This window comes from Marinobacter vulgaris (assembly GCF_003344045.1).
Classification (GTDB): Bacteria; Pseudomonadota; Gammaproteobacteria; order Pseudomonadales; family Oleiphilaceae; genus Marinobacter; species Marinobacter vulgaris.
The window spans coordinates 259955-272531 of record NZ_QFWX01000002.1; the positions used below are offsets into that span (position 1 = coordinate 259955).

Here is a 12577-nt window from a genome sequence, read left to right on the forward strand (position 1 = left end):
GACATGGCTCCCACCGCCAGAGTGGCCTGGCTTTTGCTATTCCTTTCCACTGGGAATGGCTGGATATCGACTTTTCACATCCGGTGGAGGGCGTGTTCAGGAGAGGGTCATGGTTATGCTGATACAAACCCCGCCCGAGGGTATTTACGACGAGCTGTTCGACGAAGATAACCGGGTACGGCCCAGTTGCCGGATGCTGGAAGACTGGCTGATCAAGTCCGACGAGGACCTGCTGGCGGAGAAACGCCGCGAGGCAGACGTTCTGTTCCAGCGCCTGGGCATCACCTTTAACGTGTATGGCGAAGACCAGGGCGCCGACCGCCTGATTCCATTTGACCTGATTCCCCGCGTGATTTCCGCCTCCGACTGGCAACGGATGCAGGCCGGGCTGCGGCAGCGGGTTCAGGCCCTGAACCGCTTCCTGTTCGATATCTACCACGACTTCGATATTATCCGCGCGGGGGTGATCAATGCCGAGCAGGTATTCGCCAACCCCCAGTACCAGCCCGGCATGCAGAACCTGAAACTGCCCCGGAACCTATATTCCCACATTGCCGGCATCGACCTGATCCGCCATAACGACGGCGATTTCTACGTTCTCGAAGACAACCTGCGCTGCCCCAGCGGCGTGTCCTACATGCTGGAAAACCGCCGCATGATGATGCGCCTGTTCCCAGAACTGTTTGCCCAGGCGCCGGTGGCGCCGGTGGAGCACTACCCGGCCCTGCTGGGAGAGACCCTCCGCGCCGCTTCACTGAAGCCCAACCCCACGGTGGTGGTGCTTACCCCCGGACGCTTCAACAGTGCCTATTTCGAGCATGCCTTCCTGGCACGCCAGATGGGCATTGAACTGGTGGAGGGCGCCGACCTGTTCATTCGCCAGAACAAGGTCTTCATGAAGACCACCATCGGCCCCCAGCAGGTAGACGTGATTTACCGGCGGATTGACGATGACTTCCTCGATCCCCTCGCCGGCAACCCGGATTCCATGCTGGGCGTACCCGGGCTTTATGCGGCCTACCGCAGCGGTAACGTGGTGCTGGCCAATGCCATGGGCACCGGGGTGGCGGATGACAAATCCATCTACCCCTACGTCCCCGACATGATCCGTTTCTACCTCGGCGAGGAACCCATTCTGAAAAACGTGCCCACCTGGCAGTGCCGCAAACCCAGGGACCTGCAGTACGTGCTCGACCATTTGCCGGAACTGGTGGTCAAGGAAACCCAGGGCGCCGGCGGATACGGCATGCTGATTGGCCCCAAGGCCAGCAAGAAGGAGCTCAGCCACTTCCGCACTCTGCTGAAAGCCCGCCCCGACAACTACATCGCCCAGCCCACACTGAGCCTCTCCACCTGCCCCACCTTTGTGGATGAGGGCGTGGCACCCCGGCACCTGGACCTGCGGCCTTTTGTGCTTTCCGGCAAAAAGGTACAGATGGTGCCCGGTGGCCTGACACGGGTCGCTTTGAAAGCAGGATCACTGGTGGTGAACTCGTCACAGGGCGGTGGCACCAAGGACACCTGGGTACTGGAGGGCGACGCATGCTGAGCCGCGCCGCATCAAGTCTGTTCTGGATGGCACGCTACCTGGAGCGCGCCGAGACCCAGGCCCGTCTGCTGGACGTCAGCCTCACCATGGCACTGATCGATGTGCCGGAAGACCGGGAAGAGCAGCTGTCCGTGCCTCTGCTGGTAACCGGCACCCGGGAAGTGTTCGACGAACTCTACAATGACATCACCCCCCAGAACCTGATCGACTTTCTGGTCCTGGACGACCGTCACCCCGCCAGCGTCTTCAGCGTCATACGCAGCGCACGGGACAATGCCCTGCACGTTCGGGGCAACCTGTCCGCGGACGTGTGGGAAAGCATCAACCTGGCCTGGATGGAGCTGAAGGAACTGCGCCATACCGGCGTTACCGAATCCAACGCCAGCCGGGTGTTTGACTGGACCCGGGAACGCTCCCACGTGTTTCGTGGCGCCGCCTACGGCACGCTGCTGCGTAACGATGCCTTTCACTTCCTGCGGCTGGGCACTTTTATTGAACGCGCCGATACCACCGCAAGGGTTCTGGATATCCGCCATCACATGGCCACCAAATCCCTGGAAGGCCACCCCACGCAATCGTTCTTTGAGTGGACCGCGCTGCTGCACTCACTGGCCGCCTTCGAGGCCTACCAGCATACCTACGGCCACAACATCGAGCCCATGAACGTAGCGGAACTGCTGATTCTGAAGCCGGATGTTCCGCGCTCACTCCGTGCCTGCCTGCAGGAAATCGCCAGCCTGCTGGAGCAGATTGAAAGCGGTGATGCCCGCAGAGCCAGGCGCCTGGCCTCCAGCCTGTACGCGAACATCCACTACGGCGACCGGGAATACATTGAAGAGCGCGGCCTGCATGAATATCTGACCGACTTCCTCGATCGCATTCAGCGCATTTCCGGCCAGATCCAGAAAGACTACATGGGGTGGAAACAATGAAGCTGAACATCCGCCATGACACGACCTATACCTACGATGCGCCGATGCACAACAGCATCCAGTACCTGCGCCTGACGCCCCGTAACACGCCACAACAGCGAATACTGGAATGGCACCTGAGTGCACCGGGAGAGACCAGCCAGATGATTGACGGTTTCGGCAACCAGGTCACGGTAATGACCATGGACAAGACGGTCTCGAAAATCACCCTGACCGCGGAAGGCGTGGTTGACCTCACTGGCAAACCGCTGACAAGGGATGATTCACCTTTTCCTCCGGAGGTGTTTCTGCGCCACACCCCACTGACTGAAGCCGACAAGGCCATCAAGACGTTTGCCAGCCAGTTCTCTCCCAACAAACGCAGCCTGGTGCGGATGATGAACCGCATCCTGGAGCACATTCAGTTCCTCCCCGGCGTCACCACCGTGACCCATACCGCCGCTGAAGCCTTTCAGCAGAAAGCCGGCGTGTGTCAGGACCATACCCATGTTTTCATCTCCTGCTGCCGCCACATCGGGGTTCCGGTGCGATATGTCAGCGGCTATATCCATACCTTCAGCGACGACCACCTGGCCACCCATGCCTGGGCAGAGGCTTGGCTGGGCCGTAACTGGCATACCTTTGATGTGGTGAACCTGCTCAATGTAGCGGAAAGCCACATCAAACTGGCGACCGGGCTCGATTACCGGGATGCTGCGCCGGTAAGGGGCATCCGCAGTGGCGGCGGTATGGAGAGCCTGCACACCCGCGCCTGGGTCACCATGGCGGGTGAAGGCCAGTAACAAAAAGCTTTGCAAAATCGACACATCACACCATGTTTTCTGCGGTGAAAGGTTTAAACTGGGCGAATTCTGAATCACCCGAGGGTAGCCCGATGACTTATTGTGTGGCGATGCGGCTGGCCGATGGCATGGTGTTCGCGTCCGATTCCCGCACCAACGCGGGCTTTGATCAGATCTCGACCTTCCGCAAGATGCATGTGTTTGAGCAGCCGGGAGAGCGGGAACTGGTGATTCTGTCTGCCGGCAACCTGGCCACCAGCCAGAGCGTGATCAGTCTGCTGGAAAAGCGCGCCGGTTCCGAGGTACCCAACGTTTTCTCCACGGCTTCCATGTTCGAGACCGCGGAGATCGTCGGCAAGACCATTCGCGAAGTCATCCATCGTGACAACCCGGAAGGCAAGGTCAACCACGTGGACTTCAGCTGTTCGCTGATCCTGGGCGGCCAGATCCGCGGCGAAGAGGCGCGGTTGTTCAACATCTATCCGGAAGGCAACTTCATCGAGGCCACCCCGGAAACCCCCTACTTCCAGATTGGCGAATCCAAGTACGGCAAGCCCATCCTGGACCGGGTGGTGAACTACCAGTCTTCCCTGGAGCGGGCTTACCAGTGCGCCCTGATTTCCTTCGATTCCACCATGAAGAGCAATCTGTCGGTCGGCATGCCGCTGGATGTGGCCATCTACCGCAATAATGAACTGAAGCCCTGTTTCATTGATCGGGTGGAAGAGCACAATGATTACTTTCACCAACTCCGCCAGCAATGGCACCAGGGCATCCAGGAGCTGGTCAGCGGTCTAAAGCCGCCGGTCATCCGCTGATAAATCCGCGCCGCCTCCTAAGGGCCGTAGCCGGTCAGTTCCATATAGCCCACACCCTCGTGTGAGCCCGTGACGGATACCGGGCTTTCCCAATACGGGTAGAGCCCGCTGTTCCAGTAATCCCCTGGCGGCGCCTTGATGGTCAGATCCACGTCCTGCGCCGGAATCTTCAGGCGCCATTCCTCCGGCACCCGACCGTCCTGCGTCTCGCGCCACCTGGCCGGAGTCAGGGTTAACTCATCACCCGTCACTGATTCGACGTCCCTCTGCGGGTTGATCCAGCTGCCAGACAGGAAAGCGCTGTCATCTTCCCGCAGTTGAAACGCCATCAGCTTGTCACCAGTCTCCAGATGCAGGGCAAACCAGTCCCAGCCCTGCTGGCCGGCCTTGAGAAACTGGCTGCTCCACTCGCGGTCGAACCAGCCCGTGCCAGACACCTCCAGGGTTTTATCCCCGAGGGTTACCGTTCCTTCAATCTTCAGGTCCACCAGACTGAAATACATGGAGCCCTCACCACTGGCAGACTTGGCACTGAAACCCTCATCCCCGTGCGCGACTATACCCCCGGTGTTAGCCAGCCGCAGATCATAGCGCCAGTCCTCCCCGGCCACCTGCAGTCGCCACTCGTCCGAACCCGGCACCGCTTGCAGCCGCCAGTCGTCCAGCCATACCCGGAAGGGTTCTGCGGTGGCGCCGGCGTGGCCCATATCGCCCCGGGCCAGTTTCTCGGTAAACCAGTGCTCGCCCTCGAACGACACCGCACCATGGGCCATCCAGGCTGCCTCCAGGGGCCAGGTTTCCGGATCGGGTGGTTCCCTGTCAAGAGGTCGGGGTTGCAGGGCCTGGCGGAACTGGGTCCATTGCAAACCCAGGAGCTTTCCGTCCGGGGTTTCCAGATTGGCAGTCAGATACCACCATTCAATGCGGTGTTGCGGATGAGGGCCCCAGTCTCTCGGGAACACCAGACGGTCGCCGGGCTGCGGCTGCAGAAACGTGCGCTCGTCCACCTCTCCTACCTGCTGGGCCAGACCGGCGAAGCCCCCCTGGGTTGATGAATCCGAACATCCGGCCAGTGCAGCCGCCACGAACAGTACGATAACGCCGAAACGCATCCTCATGTTTCCCCTTGCGCCTCCCCTGCACGCTGCACAAGTTGTCTGCGCATAAGGTGCGCAACCACCAGCCCTGTAACGGCTGCCACCAGGCCAAGCTCGATCCAGAACAGGGGATACAGATCCATGGGCAGTGACCAGCCGAAGGCCAGGGGATTAATGCGGCTGACCAGCACCCAGGTGAGCCAGATACCCAGCGGCAGGGCGGCCATGGTGACCGCCAACGTCAGAGTAACGGACAGGCGGCGAAGCTGGCGCTGAATGGCTCTGGCTGGCAGGCCCCAGATGCCCAGCAAGCGGAAGTACCAGACCCGGGTTGTAAAAAACACCCACCCCATGATCAGCAAAGCGATTGCCGCCAGCACCAGTGTCAGCAGGCTTATGGCGCGGGTAAGCAGAAAGGTCTGGCCAAACACCTGCGAGGCCAGGGCGCGAATGCTGGCGTTATCCCTCACGGTCACTTCCGGAACGCTCCAGACATCCGCCAGCTGTTCGCGGATGTCCGCCATATCCAGGTCGCCGGGATTGACCGAAAAGCTCTCGAAACGGGCCCTGAAACTTTCCGGCAGTGCGCCCCCGGCAACCAGAATCTCTCCCGCCGGGCGTCCGTAGTCCGCATAGATGGCCACAATATCAGCACTGATAACGCTGTCTGCGATGGTGACTGTCAGATTGTCGCCGACGTCAAGCTGGCGGCGGCGGGCCAGCTGCTCGTTGAGCATCACACCGCCCTGTTCAAGGCCTCGCCAGGGCTGGTCAATACTGGCCAGGAGGGTCCAGCCGGCAACCAGATCACTGACGGGTGTCAGGGCAAACAGGTCCACCGGCACACTTTCGCCTTTATCAACTGTCATCCGTGCCTCGCCACGGATGACCCGGTGCCAGGCTCCGATGCCTGCAAGTGACTGCAAATGTTCCGCAGCCAGCCCGGCATCTGCCCCACGGGGCACCTCCACATAGAACTCCGCCTCCAGGCGCTGGGCCAGCCATTCGTCGAAAGTCTGCTCGAACGTTGTCACCAGTGCCTGTACCGCCAGCACGGTTGCCATGGCAAACTGCAGCGCAACCACCGGAAGCGCCAGATGACTGAACATCACCGCCAGTTCACGGCGGCGCCAGCGTGTTAGCGGGTCAGAGGCCTTTCCATCGGTACGATCGGACAGCCACCGCGCCAATAGCGCCAGTAATCCCGGGGTGAGCCAACCGGTGCCTGCGAACACCAGCGCTGTGCCCACAAAAACCCAGCCCAGGCCGGGGGCAAGGGCCACGCCCACCAGCCCGAAAAGCAGAACCGCAACAGCGAGCAATCGTCCCCTGGCGGACACCGCAGCAGTCTGCCAGCGCCGCGGCAGTAACCAGTCCACCAGGCAAACCGCCAGCACGAGCACCACCATCACGCCGGCAGCCTGCCAGGGCAGGGATTCTGCGGAGCCGGCGTAGACGGTTACATCAAACAGGCTGTCGAGAGCCTGCCCGAACCCACCACCCAGCATCCCGGCAAGCTGCGCTCCCAGCCACAGTCCGGGCAGCACGCAAATCCCGGTAAGCACTACCAGCTCCAGCGCCAGAAACTGTCGCACCCGCTCGCGCGGCACTCCGAAACGGTACAACAGATCAAAGCTTTGCTGGCGCTGGGCAATGCCCAAGCGGTGCACACTGCGCACCAGAAGACCGGTGATCAGCAGCACCAGCAGGCTGAGGGCATCCAGATTCAGCAGGAAACTGTCCGCCAGCTCTCCCGTCGACGGGCCCAGGGAAAAATCCCGCAGGGCGTAGCCTTCGGGCAATACCACGCTGCCGTTCGCGGTCAGCAGATAGAGCCGGCTGTCGTAACCATCATCGGCAAGCTTTGCCGCTTCGCTGATATCAAGAAACGGAGCGCCGTCGAGTTCCCCCGCATTGCCGCCGGGAGCCGCCTCACCGAAGCAACCCATGGCCAGGGGATCGATACCGATAACCCGCCCTTCGGGGGGCGGGCGCTGTATCTCCAGCCAGGGCGCGACACACACTCCGGCCATCCGCAACTGTGCAAAGTCATCCACACCGACCGGCTGTGCGTCAGTGCGCACCACATGGACACGGGTCGCCACCGCCTGCTCACTCTGGAACAGGCTGGTGCGGGCCTGGTCGGTCAGCACCGTGACCCCCGTCCACAGCATGGTGGCCAGCACAATCATCAACGCCAGCGCGGCCAGCTGCAGCGGATGGCGACGGTAATGGCTGATAAATGCGCGGACCAGCATCATCGGCTATTCTGTCCCGGCCGGGTCCAGGGCACTCAGGTCGAGCAGATGATCGCAGCGGGCGGCCAGCTCGCTGTCGTGGGTCGCAAGTACCAGGGCACAGCCGCTGTCCCCTTGCATGGCAAACAGGCAGTCCGCCACGGCGTCGGCGGTATGGCGATCGAGGCTGCCGGTGGGCTCATCCGCCAGTATCAGCGCCGGCGCCATGGCAAACACCATCGCCAGGGCTGCGCGCTGGGCCTGGCCCCCGGAAACCTGGTCCGGGTAGCGATCGGCTTCAGCGCCCACGCCCAGGCGTTCGAGCCAGCCCCGTTCGCCACCGGTGGCGTGGCCGGCCAGATGTGCCCGCAGGCGAACATTATCCACCAGCGACAGCGCCGGCATCAGGTTCGCTTCCTGAAAAACCACACCAATCGAACGTCGCCGCAGCTCCGCCCAGCGAGCATCGTCGTCAGACCGCTCTGACGATTTGCGCGGACGCCTGAATGACTCACCGGCTACCGTGATGAGTCCTTCCTTCGGCGCCTGCAGACCACACAGCAGATTCAGCAGGGTGCTCTTGCCAGACCCGGAGCGTCCGACAACGGCCAGGGACTCGCCTGGGCGGACACACAGTGACAGGCCACTGAGCACCGGCACCCGTTGCCCTCCGCTGGTAAAATCCTTGCTTAATCCCCTGGCAACCAACACTGCACTCGACATCACACGCTCCGTTGAATCGTGGGCTCAGGCTGCTCGCCACGCCTGTAGGCCCGCCACTCGCGGAACTGCTCCAGATAGGACAGCAACGCCGGGATTACCGCCAGTACCAGCAGGGTGGACAGCCCCAGACCAAAGGCAATGGACGTAGCCATGGGAATCAGGAACTGGGCCTGCAGCGACGTTTCAAACAGCAGCGGCAGCAGGCCACCAATGGTAGTCAGGGAGGTAAGCAACACCGCACGCACCCGCTGGACCGCGGCTTCATTAAGGGCATCGGTAATGCCCAGCCCCTTTTTCCGCTGCTGGTTGTAGAAGGCCACCAGAATAATGGCGTTGTTTACCACAATGCCGGACAGCCCGAACAAGCCGAACAGGGAAAGTATGGTGAGCTGCAGCCCCATTAACCAGTGGCCGATCAACCCGCCTACAAGCGCAAAGGGAATAATGGCCATCACGATCACCGGCATGCTCCAGGAAGCGAACACCCAGGCCAGCACCACATACATCAGGCCCAGGCCAATGATCAGACCGGTTCTCATGTCATCCATGGTTTCCCGCTGGTCGGCCGCCCGCCCCTCGAAACTGTAGCGCAAACCATACTGGCTGGTCAGTTCCGGCAGTACGTTTTCCTGCAGGCTGGCAATGATCTGGTCGGCGGTGCTGATGCGGGTATTCAGGGAGGCCGTCACCTCGACTGCCAGATCCCCCTCCGCATGCCGCAACGCCTGAAAGCCCTGGCGATGATCCAGATTCATCACCTGTGCAAGTGGTACAAAGCGCCCGTCCGGCACCCGCACGGTCAGCCGCGACAGGGTCGCCATGCTTTCCCGCTGGTCACGGGGCAGTTGCACCCGCACTTCCACCTCATCGCGACCGTCCTGATAGATCTGGGCGATGCGGCCATCAAATGCAGCCCGCAACTGGCGGCCGAGGTCCTCCGTGGTCAGACCCAGCGCTTCACCGTGGGCGCTGACCTCGTAGATCAGCTGCTCACGACCCCAGGGCATGTCGTCTTCGGTGTCCAGTACACCGGGCAGGGTACGCAGGGACTCGTTGAGGGTTTCCGCGGCTTTCTTGAGGTCAAGGGCGCTCTCTCCAGTCAGGCGCACGTTCACATCCTTGCCGGGAGGGCCGGACTGACGCTCTGAAATAGTGAGATTATCCAGGCCGGCGGGGCGACTCAGGCGATCCCGCCAGGCGGTGATGAATTCCGGATTGCGAACCGGGCGGCGGTCCGAGGGCACCAGCTCCACCATGATGGAACCCAGCTCGTCCCCGGTTCTGGTGGTTCCCTCCGCACCCTGTGTCGTGCCATGGTTGGCAACCGCATGGAGGATAAGGTCACCGCCCAGATCCTCTTCGGTTTCGTTCAGGGCCTGCTGCATTTCAGCGACAAAGTCGTATACCGTCTGCCGGTTGGTGCCCGCCACAAAACTGGCGTTGGCATAGAGCACCGAGGGCTCGGGGGTGGGGAAGAAATTGAATCCCAGCCGGCCACCGGCCAGCAGTCCGACCGTCAGAAAAGCCACCGCCAGCGCCGTAGCCAGGGTAAGGCCGCGGTGCTGCAGGGTATAACGCGAAATCCTGCGGAAAGGCCCCTCGCGGAAACGATCGAAACCTGCTTCAAACCGGTTGCGCACACGCTCTACCGGCCCCGGCGCTGATTTCTTCAGCTTACCGGGGGTGAAGGCATGGCGCAGGTGAGCCGGCAGCACGATAAAGCATTCCAGCAGTGAGGCGATCAGCACGCAGATCATGACCAGGGGAATGTCCCCCAGGATATTGCCGATCACGCCTCCCACCACCAGCAGCGGCATGAAGGCAGCCACCGTGGTGAGTGAGGACGCCAGCACCGGCCAGACCATGCGTTTGGCCGCGCCTTCCGAGGCATAGATGGACTCCTCTCCCATACGCGCGTGAGCGTCGGCGTCCTCCCCCACCACAATGGCATCGTCCACGATCACCCCCAATGCCATGATGAGTGCAAACAGGGAGATCATGTTGATGGAGCCACCGATACCCCAGAGCACCGCCAGCGCCGCCAGAAAAGCCGTAGGGATACCAATGGCCACCCACAGCGCGACCCGTCCCGGCAGGAAGAGGTAAAGCAGAATCATCACCAGAACCAGGCCGCCCAGGCCGTTCTTGATCAACAGGGAGATGCGGTCGTCCAGCAGTTGCCAGGTTTCATCGTAGACTTCCAGCTCGACAGACGGTGGCAGCACCGGCCGGGTATCCGCCAGCCATGCCTCCAGCACACCCGCAGCATCCAGGGAGTTGCCATCCTCGGCACGCTGGAGCTGGAGCTCCACCGCCGGATGACCGGAGCGGGTCAGCGTTACCTGACTTTCCCGTGCCTCCTGGCGAATAATGGCAATATCGCCCAGTCGCAACTGGATACGCTCGCCACTCAGCACCGGTATGGTTTCAAAGGCCTGGGGGCTGCGACGCTGTTCCACCGACCTCAGCTCGCGGGTGGCGTCCTGCTGACCCATCATGCCTGCCGGCAGGTCCCGGGAGATCGAGCCTACCCGTTCGGCAATCTGGTCCAGGGACAACCCCAAGGCTTCCAGGCGCTCAACGGGCACATCAATACTGATCTGTTGCTCCGGCAGCCCCCGAATGGACACCCGGTCAATGCCCCTTGAAAGCAGCTCATCCTCGAAGCGGTAGGCCAGCTGGCGCAGCTCCGTACGGTCCATATCACCGTACACCAGCAACCGGCCAACAGGTTCGTACCGCTCAAACCGGGTTACCTGGGGCTCTTCCGCCTCGGCGGGCAGGTTGGTGAATTCGTCCACCTGTTGGCGCACATCGTCCAGTGCCTGGATGGGGTTGGTATTCTCGGTGAATTCCAGGGTGATCGAGGAAACCCCCTGGGCAGACGTGGAGGTCATTTTCTTCAGACCCTGAACACTGCGCAACCGCTGCTCCAGCGGGTTGGTGATGCCCTGCTCCACGTCCTCAGCCGAAGCCCCGCTCCAGACCACCCGCACGCTGACAATATCCAGGGCAAAGTTGGGAAAGAACTGGATGTTCATCCGCGTCAGCGCCAGAGTGCCACCGAGCAGCATCATCAGCATCACCAGATTGGCCGCAACCCGGTGATGAACAAAAAAACCGATGACACCCTTGCGACGCTTCATTCGCCGGCCTCCGCCCTGGCGCCTGCCAGTTCCACCTTCAGACCGCTCATGGCATTGGGCAGATGGGTCGTAATCAGGGCATCACCGGCTTCCAGGCCCTCAGCTGACACCAGTACATGGCGCTCACCGTTGGCAGCCCTTGCCTCTCCCAGGCGCTTGACCGTGACCCGCTGCATACGCGAATCATCGGTCATCCGGTACACGCTGTCGCTGCCGTAGAGGGCACTGTAGGGAATGGCAATGGCATTGGCCTGTTGCGGCCTTTCCAGTGTAACCGGAAGCAAACCGCCCGGCCGCAGCCCCCCGGCACCGCCCTGGAGAGTCAGAATCGCTTCGGTGCCCGCGGGATCACTGGTGCCTGCGAAGCGGGTCAGGCTGAGAGTGTGCTGACCATCGGTGGCGATCGCTTGCAGTTCCTCACCGGAGCCCAGGGCATCCAGCAGCTCCTGGCGGAACACACTGGGCACCCGCGCCCGTAGTTCCAGCCCCTGGTCCGGGTAAACCGACAGCAGCCGGGCATTCTGGGACACCCGGTCGCCTTCGGCGACCTGAATGTCTGTCACAATACCATCGAAGGGCGCCGCAACCGTCGCTCTCTCGGCATCCCGACGAACCGACGCCAGTGCTGCCCGGGCCCTGGCGAGCCGGGCCTCAAGGCTTTGCACCCGGGAAGGGTGCTCGTCCACGGCCCGCTGGCGGGCGGTGACTGTCAGGCGGGCACGTGCCAGCGCGTCCGAGGCAGCCTCCAATGCTTCCTGTGAGGTCAGGTCCCTGCTGACCAGGGATTGTGTTCTTTCAAACTGCCGCCGGGCGTTTTCCAGAATCGCCTTCTCCCCTTCCAGCGCCTGGCGATCATTGGCATAGCGCACCTGCTCCGCGGCCAATTGGGCCTGCAGGTCCTCAACATCTGCCTCGGCCTGGGCAACCAACGGTTGCACATCCGCCTCATCCAGGGCCACCAGCAGCTGCCCCTCGTTTACGCGCTGCCCCTCCCGCACCGGCCGGCTACCAATCCGCCCTGCCAGAGGCGAGGCGATGGTGGTCTGTTCCGGTGCCACAATCTGACCATACAGGGGCAGCACCGGTGTGTGGATGCCGGGTTCCACGGTCATCACCTCAACCAGCCAGCTGCGCTCGCGGGCGCTGGCCGTTTCCGGATCAGGGCGGGTTGCTTTGAGCAGAATGAAGCCACCAATACCGAGGGCAAGTATGAAAAGGGGAATTATTCGTTTTGTCATGTTTCTCTGGCCGATCGGGGTATGTAAACCTGCATGAAATCAGGCTTCCTACTAT

9 protein-coding genes are annotated in these 12577 nt (G+C 61.9%); 4 read left to right on the forward strand and 5 right to left on the reverse strand.

Features of this window, described 5'->3' with window-relative positions:
- Positions 1–115 precede the first annotated feature (115 nt).
- From DIT71_RS04500 to DIT71_RS04515, 4 genes are all read left to right on the forward strand, one after another.
- Positions 116–1549 carry a circularly permuted type 2 ATP-grasp protein gene (locus tag DIT71_RS04500; RefSeq protein ID WP_208727687.1) on the forward strand — a complete coding sequence of 478 codons (1434 nt, stop codon included), beginning with the start codon at positions 116–118 and terminating at the stop codon, positions 1547–1549.
- Positions 1543–2481: an alpha-E domain-containing protein gene (locus DIT71_RS04505; RefSeq protein ID WP_114612017.1), complete on the forward strand. Its 939-nt coding sequence runs from the start codon at positions 1543–1545 to the stop codon at positions 2479–2481. Before DIT71_RS04500 ends, DIT71_RS04505 begins: the two co-directional genes overlap by 7 nt.
- On the forward strand, positions 2478–3263 hold the full coding sequence (locus tag DIT71_RS04510) for a transglutaminase family protein (RefSeq protein ID WP_114612018.1): 786 nt from the start codon (positions 2478–2480) through the stop codon (positions 3261–3263). Before DIT71_RS04505 ends, DIT71_RS04510 begins: the two co-directional genes overlap by 4 nt.
- Positions 3264–3355: 92 nt before the next feature.
- Positions 3356–4081: a proteasome-type protease gene (locus DIT71_RS04515; RefSeq protein ID WP_114612019.1), complete on the forward strand. Its 726-nt coding sequence runs from the start codon at positions 3356–3358 to the stop codon at positions 4079–4081.
- Positions 4082–4098: 17 nt separating this feature from the next.
- On the opposite strand, the gene DIT71_RS04520 is transcribed toward DIT71_RS04515, so the two are convergent.
- From DIT71_RS04520 to DIT71_RS04540, 5 genes are read right to left on the reverse strand one after another with little or no spacing between them, the layout of a single operon-like run.
- Complete coding sequence (locus DIT71_RS04520) at positions 4099–5199, reverse strand: lipocalin-like domain-containing protein (RefSeq protein ID WP_227537944.1); 1101 nt, start codon at positions 5197–5199, stop codon at positions 4099–4101.
- Positions 5196–7439, reverse strand: coding sequence for an FtsX-like permease family protein (locus tag DIT71_RS04525; RefSeq protein ID WP_227537945.1), 2244 nt, complete (start codon positions 7437–7439; stop codon positions 5196–5198). The genes DIT71_RS04520 and DIT71_RS04525 overlap by 4 nt, the downstream gene beginning before the upstream one ends.
- 3 nt (positions 7440–7442) lie before the next feature.
- Positions 7443–8138 carry an ABC transporter ATP-binding protein gene (locus DIT71_RS04530; RefSeq protein WP_114612021.1) on the reverse strand — a complete coding sequence of 232 codons (696 nt, stop codon included), beginning with the start codon at positions 8136–8138 and terminating at the stop codon, positions 7443–7445.
- Positions 8138–11284, reverse strand: a complete 3147-nt coding sequence (locus DIT71_RS04535; RefSeq protein ID WP_114612022.1) for an efflux RND transporter permease subunit — start codon at positions 11282–11284, stop codon at positions 8138–8140. Before DIT71_RS04535 ends, DIT71_RS04530 begins: the two co-directional genes overlap by 1 nt.
- On the reverse strand, positions 11281–12522 hold the full coding sequence (locus DIT71_RS04540) for an efflux RND transporter periplasmic adaptor subunit (protein WP_114612023.1): 1242 nt from the start codon (positions 12520–12522) through the stop codon (positions 11281–11283). Before DIT71_RS04540 ends, DIT71_RS04535 begins: the two co-directional genes overlap by 4 nt.
- Between the last annotated feature and the right edge of the window lie 55 nt (positions 12523–12577).